Here is a 23301-nt window from a genome sequence, read left to right on the forward strand (position 1 = left end):
ATTCTAAATCTTCACATCTCGCTTTGAGCAGTGCTTTTCACCAAATGTTTTTGCAATAAAAAAAGCCTGTTGTACAACAGGCCTGAATATGCTGACTATGACTTGATGATTTTTTTACGAAGCACATATGCTGGCCGCAGTTCAGTGGCCCCAATTAATATTTTTTCCTTGCACGCTTTGCTTAAACACAACACTTAAAACGATCATGCTAACTACAGCCTTTTCGGGTGTTGCGAATGTTTCCAATACCCAACAATTGTGGCGAGTGTTTCACACAGATCTTCAAACTTGTTCGACTTGAAAAAGAAGCCCTGCGCCGGCAGGTCGTATGCATGCCGGATCTGTTTTTCGGACGCATGGTTGGACCAAAAAATAAAGGGAACACTTTTATAACGCACCGTTTCATCTTCCATCAGTTTGATGCGCACCTCAAAGCCATTTGAGCCGGACAGGTTTACATCGCACAAAATAAAAAACGGCGACACGGAGGTTTCATGCAGGTGGTTGATGAGCTCATCGCCAGTTTTAAAAAAGATGAATTCGTTTCGGATATCGAGCTTTTCTGCTGCTTCGCGGATCATTTCCTGATCGTCGAGGTCATCGTCTAAAACCAATACCGGGTTTTCTTGCTGCATACACTTCAAGGGGTTTTGGCTCCTATTTATCTAAAAGCAGGCCACATAAAAAAAGCCCGGTGAGAACACCAGGCCGCAACCAAAACTAACTGCTTATGAGAATAAGCATTAGCAATATAGTCATTTTTCAATTGCGCAGACAAAAAAGTATACAAACTGTTATTTTTTTACACGCATCATTAGCTTGCTTCTTTATCTCACAATTGCAACAAAGCGGCTACAACATTTATGTTCAATTGCTTATACATTCATTAATTGATGAGCAAACATTAAAACCGGCGCGAAAAATTTTTTCCTGCTGCTGCGCTTGATTGTGCTTTTTTAGTGCTTTTGTGCCGGGCCGAAGCATTTTTATTTACTCGTCTTCGCTCTTATTGTGCAGCTTCATCAGCGCAGCGTAGGCATTTTTTACAATGATGTTTTGTTCCAGCAATGAAACATTTTGTGTGTTCAGTTCTACAAGCCCGTCTTTTTTGGCCCCGGTTTGCACCGGTGTCATTTCAAAGCGGCCCGTGCCTTGTTGCACAAAAATAAATTCCCCGGCACCAAAGCGTACCACGGCCTCTTCGGGCACCACGGTAGCCATCCGGTTGCTCAGGTCCACCGCTGCATTCATAAACATTCCGGGCGCCAATTTGGCCGCAGCGCCGGTAAAATCGCAATGCACTTCGGCACTGCGGTTGGCATCGAGGGTGCGGCCCACATAATGCACTTTGGCGCTGTACACCTTGCCGGTATCCGACGTAAGAAACGCAGTTACATTCTGGCCGGGCTGTACCAGCGGCAGGTCGCGTTCAAAAATATTAAGGGTTAGGTGCACATCGGCCGGGTCCACAATTTCAAACAACACATCGGTTGGTCCCACGTACTTGCCGCGGTTTACATTTACAGCCGTTACATAGCCACTTATAGGCGCATACAATTGCACCGACCGGCTGATGTTGCCCTCACTCAACCGTGCCGGGTTGATGCCAATGAGCAGCAGTTTTTCTTTCAATGCCTGCGCAGAAATCCGCTCAGTGCGGTAGTCCGATGCGGTTTGCTCAAACAATTTGTCGCTGGTTGTTTTTGTTTCGTTGAGGGCACGTTGCCGGTTGTATTCTTTTTCCAAGAACTGGAGCCGCGACCGCGCAGTAAGGTAATCCTGCTGCAGTTGCACAAATGCCGGATCCTGCAGTGTGGCCAGCACCTGCCCTTTACGCACCTGCATGCCCGGGATCAGGTTGGTGGCTGCAATATATCCGCCCAGCGGAAACGAAACAGTGACCATGTTTTGCGGCGGCGCTTCCACCACGCCATTTACCTGCAGGGTGGCCTGCATCATTTGCCGGGTTGGTTTGCCGGTGGCAATGCCTGCCGATGTTAACTGGGCCGGTGTAAGGGTAACAATGTTTTCGCCTGCTTCGGCGGCGGGCTCCTGCGGTGCTTCGGTTTTGGCGGTGCAGGCAACAGCAAACAACAAGGTGGTATAAATCAAATTCCGGGTCATGATTGGTATTTATGGAGCTGCAAATGGTTTGTGCAACAAGAAAATTGATGGCAGCATTGTAAGCACAAAATATCTGCAGCTGCTTTTTTAAAATTGAGGGTGATAGGATTGCAATTCAATCAGGTTGGTGTTCCATTCCTGCACAGCATCTAGGTAACCTGCACGCAGCCCAATGGCCTGGTTGATGAGCAATATCCATTCGAGGTACGAAATATCGCCGCCGTTGAATTGCAGCGTGGCATGCTGCTCCAGCACATCGGCCTGCTTTAGTGCAGCCGTCTGGTAGTACCGGATGGTTTGCCGTGCTTTTTCGTGCTGCTGCCACAATTGGCGCAACTGCACCCGGTGCTGCAACAGCGCATTTTGATAAGCCGCACGGGCTGCATCAAAACGGGTTTGCCCAGCCGCAATCCGGGCCTTTACTGCACCGGCAAACAGCGGCACCGTAATGCCGGCCTGAACGGCCGAAAACCGTTGGCCCTGTGTAAACGACTGCTCAGTACCATTGAGTTTTTGCGTACCGGCAAACGACTGGTTGCTATAGCCTACACTAATCTGCGGCAGGAGAGCACTGCGGGCCACCTGCCATTCGCTCAACTGCACTTGCTGCTGTTGGCGGAGCAGTTCAACGGCAGGGTAACGCACCAGAAAAGCAGTATCCGGCATATTTAATTCGTTGCGCAAAGCGGGTTCGGCCGCTGGTTCCACCATGGTGCCTGAATTCATCCAAAAGCTCAATGCCGTTTGCAGCACGCCCCAATCGGCTTCGAGGCGGGCCAACTGGTTGGCCACCTGCTGCCGCTGCGATTCGGCTGCGGTTTTTTCTACAATGTTCGCATCACCCACACGGAACCGCTCTTCCTGCCGGGCCAGGAAACGGGCAAAAAGCGAATCGGAACGGGTCAGTAGTTTGCGGCGTTCCTGCAGCACCAGCATTTGGTAGTATAGTTGCGTTACATTTTTTTTGATCTCCAAAGCAGTTACCTGCTGTTGTGCGCCACTGGCCGCTGTTTGGGCTTGCAGCAATTGGCGGTTGCGGCGGTACACCACCGGGAATGCAATGGACTGCGCAATGTTCAACCGCGAATCGTTGATCGGCGAGTTTACTTTCCCATACTCCGCTAAAATGTTTGCTGGTGCAATATCTACTGCCGATTTTTCCAGCTGCCTAGAAGCCCTTGTTTGCAGCGCAGCGCTTTGCAGCGACAGGCTATTTTTCATTGCAGTATCAATCGCAGCGTTCAACGTCATAGGCTGCTGCGCAAACAATTGGCTTGCGCCCAACAGGCAAAATGCAATGGTCATCACCAGGCCTTTACCGCCGCCATCTTTGCGGTGCCGCATCTGGAAAAAGCTGCGGTACAGCACCGGCAACACCAGCAGGGTAAGCAACGTAGCGGTGATCAGTCCACCGATTACTACGGTAGCCAGCGGACGCTGCACTTCGGCACCGGCGCCATTGCTGAGGGCCATGGGCAAAAATCCCAGCGACGCCACTGCTGCCGTCATCAACACAGGGCGCAGCCGCGTATGCGTACCCGCAAGTATGCGTTCATCAATATCATTCATACCCGCTTTTTTAAGATTATTGAATTCGGAAATAAGCACAATGCCATTGAGCACGGCCACGCCAAACAAGGCAATAAAACCAACCCCTGCCGAAATGGAAAACGGCATATCGCGCAGCCAAAGCGCCAGCACGCCACCAATAGCCGAAAGCGGAATGGCCGTGTAAATAAGCAGGCCTTGCGGTATAGAGCCAAAAGCAAAATAGAGCAGTATAAAAATAAGCAGCAGGGAAAGTGGAACGGCAATGGCTAAGCGCTTTTTCGCGGCCACCAGGTTTTCGAACTGGCCGCCGTACGAAACCGAATAGCCGGGCGGCAACTTGATGCCCCGTTCTATTTTTTGCTGCAACTCCTCCACCACGCTTTGCACATCTCTGCCGCGGACATTGAAGCCCACCGTAATGCGGCGTTGTGCATTTTCACGTTGGATCTGGTTGGGCCCCACTTTTATCTGCACATCGGCCACCTGGTACAGGGGCACCTGTGCGCCGGAGGGTGTGGCCACCAGCAGGTTGCGCACATCTTCCACATCTTGCCGCGATGTTCCTTCGAGGCGCACCACCAGGTCGAAGCGGCGCTCATTTTCATACACCTGACCACTCACTGCACCGGCAAACGCAGATTGCAATACGCGGTTTATTTCCTGCACCGACAGGCCGTATTGCGCCAGCGCCGCCCGGTTGTATTGCACCACTATTTGCGGCATACCGGTTTGTGTTTCCACGTACAGGTCGCGGGCACCATCAACCGTGCCGGCCAGGCGGCCCACCCGCTCGGCATAAAGTGCCAGGGTATCGAGGTCTTCGCCAAATATTTTGCACACCACATCCTGCCGGCTGCCGGTCATTAATTCATTAAAACGCATTTGCACCGGAAACTGAAAACCCACCGTTACGCCGGGCACCACGGCCAGCTCGTGGCTCATTTTCTCGGCCAGTTCATCAAAGCTTTTGGCTGAAGTCCATTCGTCTTTGTCTTTTAAAATCACCATCATATCCGATGCTTCCATGGGCATGGGATCGGTGGGAATTTCACCGCTGCCAATTTTGGTAACCACCTTTTCTATTTCGGGGAATTTTTTTAATAAAATACCCACGGTTTGCTGCGTAGCCTCGATGGTTGTGGTGAGCGACGAGCCGGTAAGCACCCGGGTGTCCACGGCAAAATCGCCTTCTTCCAGTTCGGGGATAAATTCGCCGCCAAGGGTGGACAGAATCAATACGGCCCCTACAAACAACGCAACGGCGGTACCCATCACCACTTTCGGCGCAGCCAAGGCTCGTAACAATACTTTGCGGTACCACTTTTCCAGCACATTCATCATGCGGTCGGCCAGGGTGAGTTTATGCGAGATTTTTTTACTCAATACCAAGGTGCTCATCATGGGCACATAGGTAAGCGATAACAAAAACGCACCGGTAATGGCAAAAGCCACCGTTTGCGCCATCGGTTTGAACATTTTGCCTTCAATACCCTGCAGCGACAAAATGGGCAGGTACACAATCAGGATAATGACCTGGCCAAACACCGCGGCATTCATCATGCGGCTGGCCGACTGCTGCACCGAATCGTCCATTTGCTTTTGCGTAAGCCGTTGGCCGGGTGTAAATTCTTTGCTCGTATGCAGCCGGTGCATCACCGATTCGACAATGATCACTGCACCGTCTACAATCAATCCAAAATCAAGCGCCCCCAGGCTCATAAGGTTGCCGCTGACGCCAAACACATTCATCAGGGAAATGGCAAACAACATGGACAGCGGAATGACCGAAGCCACCAGCAAGCCGGCCCGAAGGTTGCCCAAGAACAACACCAGCACCACCACCACGATCAGGGCGCCTTCGGCCAGGTTGCGTTCCACCGTGGAAATGGCGTGGTTCACCATTTTGGTGCGGTCCAAAAATGCTTCGATGGTAATGCCTTCCGGCAGCGTTTTCTTAATTTCTTCAATTCGGCTTTTTACGTTCTTGATCACTGCCGATGAGTTCTCGCCTTTTAGCATCATCACCACTGCACCAGCCACTTCGCCTTTGTCGTTGTAGGTCATGGCGCCGTAGCGGGTAGCGGCACCCAATTGCACCGAGCCGATGTGGCGGACGAGCAACGGCGAGCCGCCCGGGTTGTTTTTTACAACAATGTTCTCGAGGTCCTGTTGTGTGGTCACCAAACCTTCGCTGCGGATAAAGAGGACAGCCGGCCCTTTTTCAATGTAAGCACCGCCGGTGTTGCTGTTATTTGCCTCCAGCGCACTGAACACGTCTGAAATGGTAATGCCGTACGATTTTAACTGCGCCGTATTTACCGCCACTTCGTACTGCTTCAGCTCACCGCCAAACGAACTAACATCGGCTACGCCGGGTGTACCCAAAAGCTGGCGGCGTACAATCCAGTCCTGCACGGTGCGCAACTCCATGGGTGTCCACTTGCCTTCGTAACCTTTTTTGGGCCGCACCACGTATTGAAATATTTCGCCGAGACCGGTGGTTACAGGCCCCATTTCCGGAGTACCGAGTCCTGGCGGAATTTGCACACCCTGCAGCCGTTCGCTTACCTGCTGACGGGCCCAGTACACATCGGTTTCATCGTCGAACACAATGGTAATAAGCGACAGCCCGAAGCGGGAAAAAGAACGCTGTTCAATGATGCCCGGGATGTTGCGGGTGACCTGCTCAATGGGAAATGTAATGAGGCGTTCGATATCGGCGGCACCCAATGCAGGCGATGAGGTAATGACCAGCACCTGGTTGTTGGTGATATCCGGCACAGCATCGATGGGCATGCGGGTGGTGTTGTACACGCCCCAGCCCACCATTGCCAGTACCATCAATCCTACAATCAGTTTATTGCGGATGGAAAACTGGATAATTTGATACAGCATGAGAAAAGATGAGGAATGAATAGGAATAGGCCCGCAACAAAGCAGTATGGCTATTGCCACCATTTGTCCTATGCATTTTTAAAACATACAAAAAATGGCAAATGCCCACAACGCATGCATTTGTAAGCACAAATGATGTTGCGGTAAAAACCAGTAAAAAGGCGAAAAAGGATTAGGCTCGCGGCGGCTGAAAAATATCCTGCAGGTAAGTGGCGGGCAGCCATTCGGAGTAGCGGCTCGAGCCCTGCTCACTGTTTTGCGGGGCTGGCAAAATGCCGATGTTGGGCTGCTCGGGCACAGCCAGCAATAGCGAGATTGAAGAAATGAAATGTGGTGTTTTAAACGGCAGCTGCATGTCCCGTTCGTAATCGGGGTGGCGCTGCTCGCCGGCAAAATAATGCCGTTGTAAAAAGCTGAGGAAGTCCAAACCCTCGCCGGCCCTGTGTTCGCGGTAATGCTCCAGCAGCACAGGCAGCTTTACCAACTGGTATAGTTCCGTGTTGGTAGCCAGCATCAGCAGGAGGGCGAATATGGAAAACAGGCGGCGCAAAAGGGTGTCTTCTGCCGCAAAGATACAGAGGTTTGCAGTTTAGCGTTCAGAGTTTGTGGTTGGGTACAGGTATTTGAAAGAATGCTGCTGTTTTATATCCCCCAATAATTGCTTGGGTACACTACATACTTAAAACTACAAACAACCAACTCATTTGATCCTACCCCGGCGTTCCATCAGTTCGCGCCAAGTGGTGAGGATGATGCCTTCCTTTTGAATATAGCTGCGCAGTGCCGGGTCCATCATCGCCAGCAGGTCGCCGTGGCGGGTGGTGCCCGAATCGGATATGAACGGAAACACCTCCGTTGGCGCCGTGCAATGCATGATCATCATCGTAAGGCCGGGTTTTACCGATTGCAATGCAGCGATGTAATATGCCGTTTTTTCCTTTTGAATTGTAGCGGCATCGCTCCTTTTGCCGGCAGGCAGGCCCCATCCATACGATTCGTTGTGCAGGTCGTCGAGCACCGGGAAACCTGCGGCCCACAACATTTTACCAACGCCGCGTACCTGCTGCAGGCGGGCATCGTCGGCACCCATTTGCGCAGCAATTAAGGTATTGTGGCCGCCGGGCAGCATCACCGGTATGCGGTACTGCATGCCCACCTTAATGTAGCGTTGTAAAAACTCCGGTGTGGCGAACAGTGTGCCCATATGCGAATCGAGGTGGGTGGGCTTGAAACCCGTGCCCAGTGCACGCTCCACCTGCGCTGTAATTTCCCGCTCCACTTCATCGGCCGAGGCGTGCTGCACCACCTGCTCCACCGAGGCCCACATGGAGCCGGTACTGTCTACCAAACCAGGCACCTGTGGTTTGCCGCTGAGCGGAACCCACCGGTAATCTTTCCATTCAGAAGTAAGGGTAAGGTGCAGGCCCGCATCAATGCCCTTTTGCTCTTTTAAAAATGTGACCATACCCGGCACCCAGGGACAAGGCATCATCACGCTTACCGAATTGGCCACTCCCTTGGTGAGGGCATCCATCACGCCCTTGTTGGAGTCGTACGACATGCCCGCATCATCGATGTGGAGGATCACGACTTTTTTGCCCCGCGGAAGACCGAGGCGTTCGGCGTAAGTGGTGTCGGTTTGTGCATGGACAATAGTGACACCAATAGCTAAGACCATCAGGAGGGAGTACTTCATCTGGCAAATCGTTAGCTTAGAAAATTACACTATTTCTTAATACTAGTTGGAGAAGCGGAAGTGAAATGAAGTGTTGCTAAAAACGCTGATCGCAAAAAAGTCATTGCAAAATGCAAAACACCTTCGCTTTTCATCTTTGTGCCACTTCCTGCCTTTGTGTCTTTGTGGCCCAAAAAATTTAAGCGCCAACTTTCGCCGCAATGGCCCGCGCAGCAATGGCTCCGGAACTCCATGCGTGTTGAAAATTGAAACCGCCGGTGATGCCATCCACATCCAGCACTTCGCCGGCAAAATACACCCCCGGAAGCTTGCGGCTTTCCATCGTGTTGGCATCCACTTCGGAAAGGGCGATGCCGCCAGCCGTTACAAATTCTTCTTTGAAGGTTGTTTTGCCCTGCACTTCCACCACGTAATCAACCAGGTGGCGGATGAGTGTGTTTTCGGCCTTTGCCGGCAGGTCGGCAAACCGCTGTTCTTCGGCTATGCCCGACTGTTGGAGCAGGAATTGAAACAGCCTCGCCGGAAGTTTGGTGAAATTATGATTGGCCACTTTTTTTGCCGGGTGTGCCTGGCGCATGTCCTGCATTTCGGCTTTCAGTGTTTGTTCGTTGTAACCGGGCATCCAGTTGAGGTGTGCTTTAAACTTATATTCTTTTTGCGCCAGCTCCCGTGCTCCCCAGGCACTAAGGCGCAGCACTGCCGGGCCGCTCAAACCCCAGTGGGTAATGAGCACAGGGCCTTCTTCAGATAGTTTACTGCCTTCAATTTTTACCCGCACCGGTTGTGCGGCTACTCCCATCAGTGCAGTAATGGGATGCTTAGGTAAATTGAACGTAAATAGCGATGGCACCGGTTCTGCAATAGTGTGCCTCAGGCTTTGCAGCCATTGAAACATGGCTGCTTTGGGGTAGCCACCTGTGGCGATGCATATGTAGTCGGCAGTCAGGAACTGGGAGTCGGCGGTAGTTATTTGAAAGCGATCGGCGTCTTTGGAAATGCTTTTTACTTCCGTGCCGGTTTTAATGGCAACACCAAAACGGCGGCCATCCTGAAGCAAACAATCGATGATGGTTTGCGAATCGTTGGTGACGGGAAACATGCGGCCGTCGTCTTCCCGCTTGATCTGCACACCCCTTTCGCGAAACCATTCGATGGTATCGGTGGTGCTAAAATGATGGGCCGTCTTTTTGATAAAACTTTGTCCGCGTGGGTAACGCCGGCTCAACTCCGGCACTTCAAAAACGGCATGGGTTACATTGCAACGGCCGCCACCCGACACTTTTACTTTCGATAACAGCTTGCCCGTTTTTTCGAGGATGATCACCCGTAAGTTGGGCGCCAGCCGTGCCGCATTTACGGCGCAAAAAAAGCCGGCAGCACCACCGCCAATAACAATCAGCGTTGCTTCATTTGCACTTGTGGGCCGTCCGGAGTTGCTGCTATTTATATCAACATTCATTTGTGTGGGGATCGATGCTTTAGGATGCAAAGGTACTATCGCCAGTGTGCCCAATAGTAAACGAGCCGTTGAAGTGTGCGACGCAAGTAAAGTTCAAAAGAGGTACGAAAGCCGGCTACATAAAAAAGATTCCATCTCTTCTAGAGATGGAATCTTTATGAGCAACATCCGTTGTTGTTGGGATGTCGGAAATTAGTAATCGGAAAAAAGGTTCGGGTTCTTTTTTTCGGCGGCTTCAATTGGCGCATAATTGCTCAGGATGTCGGCCTTGCCTTTGGCGATGCAGACATCGTGTTCGAAATGCACGGAGGGCTTGCCGTCTTTTGTGCGAACGGTCCAACCGTCGGCTTCGGTAAATACCTCGCGGGTGCCCAGGTTGATCATGGGTTCGATGGCCAGCACCATGCCGTCCTTAAGTTTTGGGCCGGTGCCGCGGCGGCCGTAGTTAGGCACTTGCGGCTCCTCGTGCATCTGGCGGCCCAGGCCGTGGCCCACCAGTTCGCGTACCACACCGTAGCCGTGTTTGCGTTCGGTGTGGTCCTGGATGGCAAAGGCAATATCGCCGATGCGGCTGCCGGAAATTGCCTTTTCAATGCCTTTGTACAACGACTCTTTTGTAATACGCACCAGGTCGATGGTTTCCTGCGCCGGCTTGCCGATCATGAAAGTATAGGCATGATCGCCGTGAAAACCATTTTTATAAATACCGATGTCCACAGAAATAATATCGCCTTCCTGCAGTTCGCGGCTATTGGGAAAGCCGTGCACCACTACATCGTTTACCGAAATGCAGGAGTTGAACGGGTAACCGTGGTAATTCAGAAACGAAGGCACGCCGCCCTGGTCGGCAATGTAGGTGCCGATGAACTTGTCGATCGAACTGGTGTTCAAACCGGGTTTCAGCATGGCGGCCACTTCGGAAAGCGTTTGGCTAACCAGCAAGGCGCTGTGCCGCATCAGTTCAATTTCTTCTTTGCTTTTTATGTGTATCATATCCGTGCTAAAGAAAAAAACCCGGTAAGCAAGGCTCACCAGGTTTTTAAAGCTATTGATGAATCAATTTAATAAGAAGCTTGTGTTACGGTCTGGCGGCCCTGAATGCGTCCGCTTTTCATCAGGCCGTCGTATTGGCGCATCAGCAACTGCGTTTCAATTTGCTGGAGCGTATCCAAAATTACACCTACCATGATCAGCAGCGAAGTACCACCGAAGAAAGTAGAGAAGTTGGCCGTTACACCCAGGCGTTGTGCAATACCTGGGAGGATACCCACTAAAGCCAGCAGGATGGCACCAGGCAGCGTGATCTTATCCATTACCGCACCAATGTAATCAACCGTAGGCTGGCCGGGTTTAACGCCTGGAATAAAACCGTTGTTTTGTTTCAGGTTGTCGGCAATTTGCTTCGGGTTGAAAATAAGGGCTGTGTACAGGAAGGTAAAACCAATTACCACCACCGAGTAAATGACCATGTATCCAATGTTGGCATGATCGGTAAACATAGCGGCGATACCCTGACCGGTAGCGGTGCCGGTAAAGTTGAACAGGGTAGGCAGGAACAATACCGCCTGTGCAAAGATGATGGGCATTACACCGGCGCTGTTTACTTTGATGGGCAGGAACTGGCGGGCACCACCAAACTGGCGGTTACCAACAATCTGCTTGGCATAGTTTACCGGGATCTTGCGTACACCCTGCACCAGCAGGATACAGCCCATGATGATGGCAATAAGAATGGCGATCTCGATGATGAAGATGAGGATCTGACCGGTGCGAACAGATTTGTTGGTCAGTTCCTGCATAAAGCTTTGCGGCAGGCGGCCCAGGATACCCACCATGATGATGAGTGAGGTACCGTTACCCAAACCTTTATCGGTGATTTTTTCGCCCAGCCACATGACAAACAGGGTACCTGCAGTAAGCAGCAGAACGGTGGAAATCCAGAAATAAGATACATAGCCTTCGATGATGCCACCCGAAGAGGCAGTCATCTGGCGCAGGTAAGCAACGTAAGCAGAACCCTGAACAAGCGCCACACCTACGGTGAGGTAACGCGTCCACTGGTTGATTTTTTTACGGCCGCTTTCGCCTTCTTTCTGCAGCTTTTGGAACTGGGGTACCAGTACCGTCATCAACTGCATAAAGATGGAAGCCGAAATGTAGGGCATGATACCGAGGGCAAGGATCGAAGCCTGCGAAAAAGCGCCGCCGGCAAAAGTGTCGATCAGGCCAAGAATACCATTTTGAGCATTATTGAGGTTGAGCCTCGTAGGATCGATACCCGGAAGCACAATGTGTGTACCCAGCCGGTAAATGAATATCATAAGCAGTGTAAACAGAATCTTGCTGCGCAGTTCCTCGATGCTCCAGATATTCTTGAGGGTCTTAAACAGTTTCTTCACAAAAATAAGTAGCGTTTATGGTCTTCAATAGTGTATAAAAAAAGGTTTGCGATAATAAGACCAATTATCCTTTATAGCAAACCTTTTTTACCACAGTACCAAATAAGTTAAAAAGAAAATTTGAGGTGAGGCTTTTGGCCCGACCTCAAATTTACAGAAATTTACTTGATGATTTCTACGGTACCGCCAACACCTTCAATTGCCGACTGGGCTTTTGCAGACATGGCATTCACGCGGAAAGTAATTTTGGAAGTAAGCTCGCCATTGCCCAAAACCTTTACGCGGTCGGTTTGATTGATCAGACCGTTCATGTACAGGTTTTCGAGGCTGAATTCAGTGATGCCGTATTTCTCGGTCAGTTGCTGAATCTGGCCCAGGTTGAATACTTTGTATTCTACGCGGTTGAAGTTTTTAAAACCACGCTTGGGGACCCGGCGTTGGATGGGCATCTGGCCACCTTCGTGGGCCATTTTGCGCTGGTAGCCGGTGCGGCTTTGCTGGCCTTTATTACCTTTTGTAGAGGTGCCACCTTTACCGGAAGCTTCACCACGGCCTAAACGTTTTTCCTTGTGTACGGCGCCCTTGGCAGGACGGAGATTGTGCAGTTTCATGCTTGTTGATTTTTACTTAACGGGGCTTTCTCCCCTCGCATTTTTAAAATGGCCATTCGGCCGCAAATAATGAGGCGCAAATGTAGGCCCTAAAGTTGAATAGCTAATTAGCTTTTCGGCTAATTAGCTATTTATTATGCCAGTTCTTCTACAGCCACCAAGTGCGATACCTTGCGTACCATACCCAGGATTTGCGGTGTAGCTTCTACTTCTTTTGTTGAGTTCATCTTTCCCAAACCCAGTGCTACCAGTGTATCTTTCTGGCGCTGCGGGCGGTCGATGGGGCTTTTCACCAAAGTGATCTTGATCTTTTTCATCGAAAAGAGGTTTAAGGTTTAAGGCCTAAGTTTAAAGCCGCGGGTTGTTTCCAACCTTGAACCTTGAACATTAAACTTTAAACTGATTATTATCCGTTGAATACCTTCTTCAAACCTACATTGCGTGTTTTGGCAATGTTGATGGGTTCGCGGAGCAGGGCCAGCGCTTCAAATGTAGCTTTAACCACGTTGTGCGGGTTGGCAGAGCCCAGCGATTTTGCCAGAACGTCGGTGATACCGGCGCTTTCCAGCACGGCACGCATAGAGCCTCCGGCAATTACACCGGTACCAGCAGCTGCAGGTTTGATGAGCACTTTGGCGGCGCCCACTTTAGCCAGCTGGTCGTGCGGAACGGTTCCATGCATTACGGGCACTTTGATCAGGTTTTTCTTGGCGTCTTCGATGCCTTTGGTGATGGCTTCCTGAACTTCTTTGGCTTTGCCCAGGCCATGACCTACTACACCGGCTTCGTTACCAACAACTACCAGTGCAGAGAAAGAAAAAGCGCGGCCGCCTTTGGTAGTTTTCACTACGCGGTTAATAGCAACAACCTTGTCTTTCAATTCGAGGTCGCCTGCCTTAACCCTGTTTAAATTAGCTTTTGCCATTTTGTATTACTTGGTAATTACGTTTGAGTTTACAGCTGCAAGCTTTTAGCTGCAAGCAACAAGTGAAAAACTTGCAGCTTGTGGCCGACGGCTTGTAGCCAATTTAGAATTGCAGTCCTCCTTCACGGGCGCCGTCGGCTACAGCCTTCACGCGACCATGGTACAGGTTACCACCCCGGTCAAATACCACTGTGGTAATGCCCAGTTCCTGAGCTTTACGTGCAATGGCAGCTCCTACGAGCTTGCTCTTCTCGGTTTTGGTGCCGGTTTGGCCAGCAAATTCTTTATTGCGCGAAGAAGCGGCCGCCAGGGTTACGCCATTCACGTCGTCGATCAGTTGAGCATAAATTTCGGCATTGCTGCGAAATACAGACAGGCGGGGCTTTTGCGCAGAACCCGCAATTTTCTTGCGGATGCGGTAGCGGATATTCTGCCTTCTGGTAGTTTTTGCGCTTGTTCTCATTATTGAAAATTTACCTTCACGATGCTGCCGTGAAGCGATTTGAATATATAGTTGATAGTAGATAGTTGGTAGTTGATAGTAAGGCGTTTCAAAAAACAACCAACTATCAACCACCAACTGTCAACCTTATTTGCCTGCAGACTTACCTGCTTTCTTACGCACCACTTCGCCCTGGTAACGTACACCTTTTCCTTTGTATGGTTCAGGCTTACGCAGGCTGCGGATTTTGGCAGCTACCTGGCCAATCAGCTGGCGGTCGATGCCGGTCAGCGTGATCTCGGGGTTCTTACCTTTTTCCTGTGCGGTAGCTACTTTCAGTTCCGAAGGAATTTCGACAATGATGTTGTGCGAATAACCCAGGGAAAGATCGAGCAGGTTGCCGGTGTTAGCGGCTTTGAAACCTACACCTACCAGTTCCAGCTTGCGCTCAAAACCGTCGGTTACGCCTTTTACCACGTTGGCCAGCAAAGCGCGGCTAAGGCCGTGCAGCGAGCGGTGGCGGATCTGGTCGGTAGGACGGGATACTGTAAGTTCGCCGTTCTCCACTTTTACAGTGATATCGCGGTCGATCGCTTGTTTCAGCTCACCTTTAGGACCTTTTACAGTAACAACGTTGTCGTTGCCTACAGTAACGGTAACTCCGGCCGGAACCGTGATGGGAGCTTTACCTATACGAGACATAATGATTTACGATTTACGATTTACGAATGTTGATTCTTATCTCTCCGACCGGTCAGCCTGGTATAGGACCGGCTTAATGTATCGGAATTTCTTGAAGCTTGCGGCTAATAGCTTGTAGCTTCTCTTAATAGATGTAGCACAGTACCTCGCCACCTACGTTCTGGGCTTTTGCTTCTTTATCGGTAAGCACGCCTTTAGAAGTAGACAGGATGGCCACGCCCAGACCGTTCTTCACACGACGGAAGTCGGCAGGCTTCGAGTACTGACGCAGACCCGGACGGCTAACACGCTCCAGCGACTGGATAGCGGGTTGCTTGGTAGCTGGGTCGTATTTCAAGGCGATCTTGATCAGGCCTTGTTTGTTGTCGTCCTCGAACTTGTATTTCAGAATATAACCCTGGTTGTACAGGATCTCGGTCATACGCTTTTTCAGGTTAGAGGCTGGAATTTCCACGATACGGTGGCCGGCCATTTGCGCATTACGGATTCTGGTCAGGAAATCTGCTATGGGATCTGTTACCATGTTATGAGCCCTCCTACATCCCGCGCGGAGCGGGATAATTGGATAAGTGTTTTTGAATGAGTTTTGTTTGTTGTCGTAAATGGTGAATGGTCAATTGTAAATTAATTCACCGCTAACCATTGCCCATTGACGCTGTATTACCAGCTAGCTTTCTTCACGCCGGGAATCTTGCCGTTCAGAGCCATATCGCGCAAGGCTACACGGGAAATGCCGAAGTAGCGCACATAACCGCGGGGACGGCCGGTCATTTGGCAACGGTTGTGCAGGCGCACCGAAGAAGAGTTCTTCGGAAGAGCGTCCAACGCTTTGTAATCGCCTGCAGCTTTCAGTGCCTCACGCTTTTCTGCGTATTGGGCAACCATTCTTTCTCTTTTACGCTGCCTGGCTTTAATTGATTCTTTAGCCATAGTTGTGATGTATTATTTACTGATGTCTGATGTTCTGATGTCTGATGTTGGTTATTTCAGCACGCAAATATCAGACATCAGAAATTGATAATTTATTTCTTAACGTTTTTGAACGGCATACCCAGCTCTTTCAGCAGCTCGTAAGCTTCTTCATCGGTTTGGGCAGTAGTTACAAACGTAATATCCAGGCCGGTGATCTTGTTTACTTTGTCGATGTCGATCTCCGGGAAAATGATCTGCTCGGTAACACCCATGGTGTAGTTGCCACGGCCGTCGAACGATTTTTCGTTGATGCCTTTAAAGTCGCGTACACGGGGCAGCGCCACAGCGATCAGACGATCCAGGAATTCGTACATTTTTACACCGCGCAGCGTAACACGTGCACCGATGGGCATGTTTTTACGCAGCTTAAAGTTGGAGATGTCTTTTTTAGACATGGTAGCCACGGCTTTCTGACCGCTGATGGTGGTCAGTTCTTCGATGGCGATATCTACCAGCTTTTTGTCGGTTACGGCACCGTTCACACCGCGGTTGATGGAGATCTTCTCCAGGCGGGGAACCTGCATGCTTGATTTATAGTTAAAGCGCTTTTGCAGTGCGGGCACTACTTCGGCTTTGTACTTGTCTTTTAATCTCGGAGTGTATGTTGCTGTTGCCATTACTTGATTGCCTCCCCGGATTTTTTAGATACACGAACTTTTTTTCCTTCTACCACTTCACGTTTTACTTTGGTGGCTTGTTTGCCATCCCACAGCATTACGTTAGAGATTGCCATTGGCGCTTCTTTTTTCACAATGCCACCTTTGGTGTTTTGTGCAGAAGGCTTGGTGTGCTTGGTGATGATGTTGGCACCTTCAACCACCACTTTGGCTTCGTCTACCAGTACTTCCAGTACAGTGCGTGGTTTTTTCAGGTCTTTGTCATCGCCAGTGATAACAACCACCTGGTCTCCCTTGCGGATGTTGTACTTGGGTTTGAATCTTGTTTTCATTTTTGTTTACCCCCAAACTGCATTGCTGCGGTTTGATGTTTTGTGTTCCTGATACTGCCAGGAACTGGTTTACTGATTGAACTAATGTTCGTTGTGCTGAATCAATAAGGGACCGGGGTCCTTATCCTGGCCTTACAGTACTTCAGGCGCCAGGGAAATGATTTTCATGTAGCCTTTGTCGCGCAGCTCACGTGCAACCGGCCCGAAGATACGGGTACCGCGTGGCTCGTCGGCAGCGTTCAGGATTACTACAGCGTTGTCATCAAAACGGATGTATGATCCGTCTTTACGACGCAGCTTGTTGGTAGTGCGTACAATTACCGCTTTGGCTACGGTTCCTTTTTTAATGCCGCCTGCAGGGATAGCGTCCTTAACCGTTACAACGATCTTGTCGCCAACTCTTGCATAGCGCTGACCACTGTTACCCAGTACACGGATGCAGAGCACTTCTTTGGCGCCGCTGTTATCCGCTACATTCAGTCGGGATTCTTGCTGGATCATTTTTAATTGCTTTTAGCTTTTAGCTGTTTAGCATATAGCCAGCGCAGCTAAAAGAAGTTTATCATTCAAATTATCGGTTGGCCCCAGGCGGTGTGCCTGTGGCTGCACCAGTTATTTAACCTTCTCAACGATCTCCACCAGTCTCCAACGCTTGGTTTTGCTCAGCGGACGGGTTTCCATGATGCGCACTATGTCGCCGATTGAACATTCGTTCTTCTCGTCATGTGCGTGGAACTTCGTGGTCTTTTTTACGAATTTTCCGTAGATCGGGTGTTTTACTTTACGTTCTACCGCAACAGTGATAGACTTGGTCATCTTGTTGCTGGTAACCACGCCGATCCGGGTTTTTCTTAAATTCCTGCTTTCAGGAGTTTGAGTTGTTTCAGCCATTGTTATAAAGCTTTGAGCTCTTAGCTACAAGCTACAAGCTAGGGGCTTGCAGCTGACAGCTTTCAGCTGTGTTATGCACTAAGTTGTTTCTTCTTCAATTCTGTTTTCAGGCGGGCCAGCTCGCGGATGCTCATGGGGTTCTCCAGCGGAGAAATGGCATGTGCAAACTCAAGCTTTTTCAAACGCAGTTCGTCTTCGGCAATGCGTGCCTTCAGGTCGTCTGCATTCAGCGACTGGATGCTTTTTTTGAAATCTATGGTCTTAGACATGAGTCTGATTTTTATCTATTGATGAGGTGCCGTTTGCCTGGCTGCTTATGCAGTTTCCAGGTCGCGGCGTTTTACAAACTTGCAGGCGATGGGCAGCTTGCCGGCAGCCAGTTTCAGGGCGCCCTGTGCTACTTCTTCGCTTACGCCATCAATTTCAAAAAGGATGCGGCCCGGTTTTACCACGGCAGCCCAGAACTCCAGGTTACCTTTACCTTTACCCATCCGCACTTCAAGCGGCTTGCGGGTAATGGGTTTGTCGGGGAAAATACGGATCCATACGTTACCCTCACGTTTCATGTGGCGGGTAAGCGCCTGGCGGGCAGCCTCGATCTGGCGGTCGGTGATCCAATGGTTTTCAAGCGCCTTCAGGGCGTAAGAGCCAAAGGAAATGGTAGCACCCCGCTTGGCGTCGCCTTTCATGCGGCCTTTCTGCACTTTGCGGTGCTTTGTTCTTTTCGGCTGTAACATAATCGGTTTATTGTTTGTGGTTTGTGCTATGGGGTTTACCGGAACACAAACCGCTTTTCACATTGTTGTTTACTGATCAAACCAGGGCCTTGCGGCCGATGATTTAGCGGCCACCACCGGGACGGCCACCACCACGGTTGCCACCACCACGGTTACCACCGCCGCCATCGCGACGATCGCGGCGATCAAATCCTCCACGGTCACCGTCACGACGGTCACCACGGCGATCGCTGATGCCACCACCTTTCTCGCTAACGAGGTTGGGGTTCAGGTCTCGCTTAGCCAGTACTTCACCTTTACAGATCCATACTTTGATACCGATTTTACCATAAACGGTTTGTGCAAACACGTTGGCATAATCGATGTCCATACGGAAGGTGTGCAGGGGCACACGGCCTTGCATGAATTTTTCGCTACGGGCAATTTCAGCACCGCCCAAACGGCCGCTCAGCTGCACTTTGATGCCTTCGGCACCCATGCGCAAAGCAGAGGCAATCGCCATTTTAGTGGCACGCTTGAAGTTGATGCGGTTTTCGATCTGGCGGGCAATGGTGTCGCCTACGATCATGGCATCTACTTCCGGACGACGGATCTCCAGGATGTTGATCTGAACGTCTTCTTTGCCGGTGAGTTTTTTCAACTCTTCTTTTACGCGGTCTACCTCGCCACCACCTTTACCGATGATGATACCGGGCTTTGAAGTGTGGATGGTAACGATCAGTTTACCCAGTGTGCGCTCAATAACAATTTTAGCGATACCGCCTTTATTGATACGGGCATTCAGGTAAGTCCTGATTTTGTTATCCTCGATCAGCTTGGTAGAAAAGTCTTTCTTATTGCCATACCAGTTAGACTCCCAACCGCGGATAATTCCTAACCTGTTACCAATAGGATTTGCTTTTTGACCCATGTTTATTGGTTATACTTTGAATAGTTTAGATTAAGCTTTTGCGTCTACAATCACAGTTACGTGGTTGCTTCTTTTGCGAACGCGGTAGCCACGGCCTTGTGGTGCAGGGCGCATACGCTTGAGGGTACGGGCACCGTCCACAAAAATGGTTTTTACGACCAACTGGCCTTCGTCACCGCCTTCGTTCTTCTGCTTCCAGTTGGAAATGGCGCTGAGCACCAGTTTGCGCAGGGGAACTGCGGGGTGCTTGGCGTTGTGCTCCAACACGGCCAGGGCCTTTTCTACCTGCATACCGCGGATGAGGTCGGCAAGCAAGCGCATTTTGCGCGGTGATGTTGGATAGTTTCTAAGTTTAGCTATTGCTTCCATCTTATTTAAGTTTCTAGCTGTTAGCTATTAGCTATTAGCTAACAGCTTGCAGCTTATTATTTATCCTTTTTTAGCAGCGTGTCCTTTGAAGTTGCGGGTGGGTGCAAATTCGCCCAGTTTGTGCCCTACCATAAATTCGGTAACGTACACGGGGATGAACTTGTTTCCGTTGTGCACCGCAAAAGTGTGTCCTACGAAGTCAGGCGTGATGGTAGAACGGCGGCTCCAGGTTTTGATGACGCCTTTCTTTGATTTGCCATCGTTCATGGCCACCACTTTGTCTTCGAGGTGGGCTGCAACGTAAGGGCCTTTTTTAATCGAACGAGCCATGAGTTATTTACGATTTACGTTTGTTTGAAGAAGGTTTTATTTCGCCAGTTTGCTTCCGTTCTTACGCTGGATGATCAGCTTATCGCTGCCTTTGCCCTTGGTGCGGGTCTTCAGGCCACGGGAGTACATACCAGTTCTGCTGCGAGGCTGACCACCAGAGGCGCGGCCTTCACCACCACCCATTGGGTGATCTACAGGGTTCATGGCTACACCACGGTTGCGGGGCTTGATGCCTTTCCAACGGTTGCGGCCGGCTTTACCTTTGCTTTCCAGGCTGTGGTCGCTGTTAGAAGCTACACCTACAGTGGCAAAGCAATTGATGAGCACCTTGCGCAGTTCGCCGCTAGGCATTTTCAGCACGGCGTATTTTTCTTCTTTGTTCGAAAGCTGGGCAGATGCGCCGGCGCTGCGGGCAATCTTTCCACCCTGGCCGGGCTGCATTTCGATGTTGTGCACTACAGTACCAAGGGGCATGTTTTTCAGCAGCAGAGCGTTGCCCAGTTCTGGAGCTACCGCGTCGCCGCTGATTACTTTGGCACCCACCTGCAAACCTTGTGGTGCGATGATATAACGCTTCTCACCATCGGCATAATTCAGCAGGGCGATGAATGCCGAACGGTTTGGATCGTATTCGATTGTGGCTACGGTTGCCGGGATATTTTTCTTGTCGCGCTTGAAATCAACGATACGGTACATTTTCTTGTGTCCGCCACCGATGTAACGCATGGCACGACGGCCCGAAGAGTTACGGCCACCGGATCCTTTGTTGAACTCCACCAGCGACTTCTCAGGTACGTTGGTAGTGATTTCTGCGTACGCATTGCCGATTCTCCAACGAGTACCGGCAGTCATGGGTTTAAATTTTCTTAATGCCATTGTTGTGCAATGTTTGCGGTCTTGCCGACCATTCTGGGTTTGTGTCTGATGCTTGTTTTTTTATCTGGTAAAACAACAAGCATCAGCTATTTAAATCTGGGTGTACAGGTCGATGGTTTCGCCTTCGGCTACAGTAACCATTGCTTTTTTGTAAGCAGGCTTTTGGCCTTGTACAAAACCTTTCTTGGTGTAGCGGGTTTTGTTTTTGCCAGGCACCACCGAAGTGTTCACGTCAATTACGTTTACCCCATAAAACTGCTCTACTGCAGTTTTAATTTCCAGCTTGTTGGCCTTGCGGGCTACTTTAAAAGCATAGCGGCGGAGGCTGTCCTGCTGCTTGTTTGCTTTTTCAGTGAGGATGGGCTTTATCAGTACTTCAGAAGTTCTCATCTGAATAAGTTTGAGATTTTGATGATTAGCTAAATACCTTACGCGGCTGTTTCTTCTTCAGCACTTGCAAAAATCTTTGCAGCGCTTTCAGTCAGTACCAGCACTTCCGAGTTTACGATATCGTAAGTGTTCATGTCGCTCAGTTGCACACCCAGGATCGAGGGCACATTGCGCAGGCTGCGGTATACGTTATCGTTATAATCAGGCGACACGAGCATCAGCTTTTTATCGCCCACTTTAATGCTGTTCAAAATGCCCACCAGTTGCTTGGTCTTTGGCGTTTCGAAATTCAGGTCTTCTACTACTACGATCGCATTTTCCTTAGCCTTGTGTGCCAGAGCCGACATTTTAGCCAGGTCTTTTACTTTGCGATTCAGTTTAATGCTGTAGTTGCGGGGCTGAGGGCCATGTACGGTACCGCCACCTTTGTACAAAGGGTTGCGGATGTTGCCTTTACGCGATCCACCGGTACCTTTTTGGCGGTGCAGCTTGCGGCTGGCACCTTGTACTTCGGAGCGGCCTTTGGTTTTGTGGGTTCCCTGGCGCTGCGCAGCGAGGTATTGCTTTACAGCAAGGTAAATCACGTGGTTGTTCGGCTCAATGCCGAAGATCTCTTCAGGAAGTTCAACAGTTCTGCCTGTTTCTTGTCCTTGTATGTTTAATACGGCTACTTGCATGATTACTTCTGGATTAAAACGATTGAACCATTGTGGCCCGGAACGGATCCACTTACCAAGATGAAGTTCTTCTCAGGGAAGATTTTTACGATCTTCAGGCCTTTCACCTTCACGCGATCGTTGCCCATACGGCCGGCCATGCGCATTCCTTTGAATACACGGCTGGGGTACGACGAACCGCCGATAGAACCGGGGGCACGCTGACGGTCGTGCTGACCATGTGAACCTTCACCAACGCCAGAAAATCCATGACGCTTTACAACGCCCTGGAAGCCTTTGCCTTTGGTAGTGCCCACAACATCAACTTTCTCGCCTTCGGCGAAAATGTCGACAGTAATGGTGTCGCCAATATTTTGTTCCTGATAGAAGTTGCGAAACTCTTTTACGAATTTCTTGGCCGAAGTGTTGGCCTTTACGAAGTGATTAGCTTCGGCTTTCAGCGTGTGGCTTTGTTTTTTGTCGCCAAAACCAATTTGGAGTGCGCTGTAGCCGTCTGTTTCCTGCGTTTTAACCTGAGTAACTACGCAAGGACCAGCTTCAATGATTGTGCAGGCAGTTTGTTTGCCGCTGGGATCGAAAACGCTGGTCATCCCGATTTTCTTGCCAATGATACCTTTCATTTTCTTACTGGGTTTTCCCCCGCAAGGTTGTACAAGACATCACGCCGGGCAGCGTGATTCAATCCTGGTTTATCACCGACCTTTTCTTTTGGTTGCTGCGGCTGCAGCATTCAGAAGTACCGGCGACAAACAAACCTCGAAGGGCTTGTTTATATGTGAATGCGGGTTTTACAATTCCAGAAAAAGCTCTGGCTGCTCGTCCGCGTTATTTACTTGTTCAGCGCTCTTTTCTCCTGCCGGGGCAGGGTTGAGAGATGAAAGAAATAGAATAAGAACTTTCACATCCGGGATTGACCCCGGATTTAATGCTGATCGCTGCTGTTATGCTTTGATCTCTACTTCTACACCCGATGGCAGGTCCAGTTTGGACAGCGCATCTACAGTGCGGGAAGAAGAAGTGTAAATGTCCAGCAGGCGCTTGTGTGTGGCCAACTGAAACTGTTCGCGGCTCTTTTTGTTCACGTGCGGCGAACGCAATACGGTAAAGATCTTTTTACGCGTAGGCAGGGGAATAGGACCTGTTACTACGGCGCCGGTGCTACGCACGGTCTTTACAATTTTTTCTGCTGATTTATCAACCAGGCTGTGGTCGTAAGACTGTAATTTAATGCGGATTCTCTGTGACATAGGTCCAACCCATTTTTTCCAATGGGAGTGCAAAGGTAACGGACAAAGAGATAACTGGCAAAAGTTTGTGGTATTATTTTTTAAGGCACTGCAGATTTGTAGCCCGTTTTGGGTAATATTTTGGTTTTCTTTCGTAATTACGACCATTT

General features: G+C 50.1%; 29 protein-coding genes. All 29 read right to left on the bottom strand.

Annotated features, from left to right (window positions below; all coding sequences use genetic code 11):
- Nucleotides 1–212: 212 nt before the first annotated feature.
- Nucleotides 213–635: a response regulator gene (locus DRJ53_RS08470; protein WP_114235173.1), complete on the bottom strand. Its 423-nt coding sequence runs from the start codon at nt 633–635 to the stop codon at nt 213–215.
- A gap of 355 nt (nt 636–990) precedes the next feature.
- Nucleotides 991–2124: an efflux RND transporter periplasmic adaptor subunit gene (locus DRJ53_RS08475; RefSeq protein WP_114235174.1), complete on the bottom strand. Its 1134-nt coding sequence runs from the start codon at nt 2122–2124 to the stop codon at nt 991–993.
- An 87-nt stretch (nt 2125–2211) separates the two neighbouring features.
- A complete protein-coding gene (locus DRJ53_RS08480; RefSeq protein WP_114235175.1) occupies nt 2212–6570 on the bottom strand; it encodes a CusA/CzcA family heavy metal efflux RND transporter in 4359 nt (1452 codons plus the stop codon).
- A 172-nt stretch (nt 6571–6742) separates the two neighbouring features.
- Complete coding sequence (locus tag DRJ53_RS08485) at nt 6743–7120, bottom strand: hypothetical protein (protein ID WP_114235176.1); 378 nt, start codon at nt 7118–7120, stop codon at nt 6743–6745.
- A 150-nt stretch (nt 7121–7270) separates the two neighbouring features.
- The gene (locus DRJ53_RS08490) at nt 7271–8266 is read right to left on the bottom strand and encodes a polysaccharide deacetylase family protein (RefSeq protein ID WP_114235177.1); all 996 of its coding nucleotides are present in this window, start codon (nt 8264–8266) and stop codon (nt 7271–7273) included.
- A 178-nt stretch (nt 8267–8444) separates the two neighbouring features.
- The gene (locus DRJ53_RS08495) at nt 8445–9725 is read right to left on the bottom strand and encodes a BaiN/RdsA family NAD(P)/FAD-dependent oxidoreductase (RefSeq protein ID WP_114235178.1); all 1281 of its coding nucleotides are present in this window, start codon (nt 9723–9725) and stop codon (nt 8445–8447) included.
- Between the two features lie 192 nt (nt 9726–9917).
- Entirely contained in the window at nt 9918–10718 is an 801-nt protein-coding gene (gene map, locus DRJ53_RS08500) for a type I methionyl aminopeptidase (protein ID WP_114235179.1), read from the bottom strand.
- Between the two features lie 68 nt (nt 10719–10786).
- A complete protein-coding gene (gene secY / locus DRJ53_RS08505; protein ID WP_114235180.1) occupies nt 10787–12124 on the bottom strand; it encodes a preprotein translocase subunit SecY in 1338 nt (445 codons plus the stop codon).
- Nucleotides 12125–12285: 161 nt separating this feature from the next.
- Nucleotides 12286–12735, bottom strand: a complete 450-nt coding sequence (rplO, locus tag DRJ53_RS08510; RefSeq protein ID WP_114235181.1) for a 50S ribosomal protein L15 — start codon at nt 12733–12735, stop codon at nt 12286–12288.
- Between the two features lie 134 nt (nt 12736–12869).
- Nucleotides 12870–13052 carry a 50S ribosomal protein L30 gene (gene rpmD, locus DRJ53_RS08515; RefSeq protein WP_114235182.1) on the bottom strand — a complete coding sequence of 61 codons (183 nt, stop codon included), beginning with the start codon at nt 13050–13052 and terminating at the stop codon, nt 12870–12872.
- An 89-nt stretch (nt 13053–13141) separates the two neighbouring features.
- Nucleotides 13142–13660: a 30S ribosomal protein S5 gene (rpsE, locus tag DRJ53_RS08520; RefSeq protein ID WP_114235183.1), complete on the bottom strand. Its 519-nt coding sequence runs from the start codon at nt 13658–13660 to the stop codon at nt 13142–13144.
- Nucleotides 13661–13763: 103 nt separating this feature from the next.
- Nucleotides 13764–14123, bottom strand: coding sequence for a 50S ribosomal protein L18 (rplR, locus tag DRJ53_RS08525; protein ID WP_114235184.1), 360 nt, complete (start codon nt 14121–14123; stop codon nt 13764–13766).
- Between the two features lie 126 nt (nt 14124–14249).
- Nucleotides 14250–14804: a 50S ribosomal protein L6 gene (gene rplF, locus DRJ53_RS08530; RefSeq protein ID WP_114235185.1), complete on the bottom strand. Its 555-nt coding sequence runs from the start codon at nt 14802–14804 to the stop codon at nt 14250–14252.
- A gap of 124 nt (nt 14805–14928) precedes the next feature.
- The gene (rpsH, locus tag DRJ53_RS08535; protein ID WP_114235186.1) at nt 14929–15327 is read right to left on the bottom strand and encodes a 30S ribosomal protein S8; all 399 of its coding nucleotides are present in this window, start codon (nt 15325–15327) and stop codon (nt 14929–14931) included.
- Between the two features lie 137 nt (nt 15328–15464).
- Complete coding sequence (gene rpsN, locus DRJ53_RS08540) at nt 15465–15734, bottom strand: 30S ribosomal protein S14 (protein WP_114235187.1); 270 nt, start codon at nt 15732–15734, stop codon at nt 15465–15467.
- Nucleotides 15735–15826: 92 nt separating this feature from the next.
- Nucleotides 15827–16393, bottom strand: a complete 567-nt coding sequence (gene rplE, locus DRJ53_RS08545) for a 50S ribosomal protein L5 (protein WP_114235188.1) — start codon at nt 16391–16393, stop codon at nt 15827–15829.
- Entirely contained in the window at nt 16393–16725 is a 333-nt protein-coding gene (gene rplX / locus DRJ53_RS08550; protein ID WP_114235189.1) for a 50S ribosomal protein L24, read from the bottom strand. The genes rplE and rplX overlap by 1 nt, the downstream gene beginning before the upstream one ends.
- A gap of 132 nt (nt 16726–16857) precedes the next feature.
- Complete coding sequence (rplN, locus tag DRJ53_RS08555; RefSeq protein ID WP_066402486.1) at nt 16858–17226, bottom strand: 50S ribosomal protein L14; 369 nt, start codon at nt 17224–17226, stop codon at nt 16858–16860.
- Between the two features lie 111 nt (nt 17227–17337).
- Entirely contained in the window at nt 17338–17616 is a 279-nt protein-coding gene (gene rpsQ / locus DRJ53_RS08560) for a 30S ribosomal protein S17 (RefSeq protein WP_114235190.1), read from the bottom strand.
- Nucleotides 17617–17687: 71 nt separating this feature from the next.
- Nucleotides 17688–17885, bottom strand: coding sequence for a large ribosomal subunit protein uL29 (locus tag DRJ53_RS08565; protein WP_114235191.1), 198 nt, complete (start codon nt 17883–17885; stop codon nt 17688–17690).
- A 45-nt stretch (nt 17886–17930) separates the two neighbouring features.
- Nucleotides 17931–18353, bottom strand: a complete 423-nt coding sequence (rplP, locus tag DRJ53_RS08570) for a 50S ribosomal protein L16 (protein ID WP_114235192.1) — start codon at nt 18351–18353, stop codon at nt 17931–17933.
- A gap of 103 nt (nt 18354–18456) precedes the next feature.
- Nucleotides 18457–19263, bottom strand: a complete 807-nt coding sequence (gene rpsC, locus DRJ53_RS08575) for a 30S ribosomal protein S3 (RefSeq protein ID WP_114235193.1) — start codon at nt 19261–19263, stop codon at nt 18457–18459.
- A gap of 30 nt (nt 19264–19293) precedes the next feature.
- A complete protein-coding gene (rplV, locus tag DRJ53_RS08580) occupies nt 19294–19632 on the bottom strand; it encodes a 50S ribosomal protein L22 (RefSeq protein WP_114235194.1) in 339 nt (112 codons plus the stop codon).
- A gap of 60 nt (nt 19633–19692) precedes the next feature.
- On the bottom strand, nt 19693–19962 hold the full coding sequence (gene rpsS, locus DRJ53_RS08585) for a 30S ribosomal protein S19 (protein ID WP_114235195.1): 270 nt from the start codon (nt 19960–19962) through the stop codon (nt 19693–19695).
- A 36-nt stretch (nt 19963–19998) separates the two neighbouring features.
- Nucleotides 19999–20838, bottom strand: a complete 840-nt coding sequence (gene rplB / locus DRJ53_RS08590; protein WP_114235196.1) for a 50S ribosomal protein L2 — start codon at nt 20836–20838, stop codon at nt 19999–20001.
- A 90-nt stretch (nt 20839–20928) separates the two neighbouring features.
- Complete coding sequence (rplW, locus tag DRJ53_RS08595) at nt 20929–21228, bottom strand: 50S ribosomal protein L23 (protein WP_114235197.1); 300 nt, start codon at nt 21226–21228, stop codon at nt 20929–20931.
- A gap of 38 nt (nt 21229–21266) precedes the next feature.
- Entirely contained in the window at nt 21267–21905 is a 639-nt protein-coding gene (rplD, locus tag DRJ53_RS08600; RefSeq protein WP_114235198.1) for a 50S ribosomal protein L4, read from the bottom strand.
- 2 nt (nt 21906–21907) lie between these two features.
- Nucleotides 21908–22525, bottom strand: a complete 618-nt coding sequence (gene rplC / locus DRJ53_RS08605) for a 50S ribosomal protein L3 (RefSeq protein WP_114235199.1) — start codon at nt 22523–22525, stop codon at nt 21908–21910.
- A gap of 321 nt (nt 22526–22846) precedes the next feature.
- The gene (rpsJ, locus tag DRJ53_RS08610) at nt 22847–23152 is read right to left on the bottom strand and encodes a 30S ribosomal protein S10 (protein ID WP_114235200.1); all 306 of its coding nucleotides are present in this window, start codon (nt 23150–23152) and stop codon (nt 22847–22849) included.
- Between the last annotated feature and the right edge of the window lie 149 nt (nt 23153–23301).

Source organism: Paracnuella aquatica (assembly GCF_003332885.2).
GTDB classification, from domain to species: domain Bacteria; phylum Bacteroidota; class Bacteroidia; order Chitinophagales; family Chitinophagaceae; genus Flavisolibacter; species Flavisolibacter aquaticus.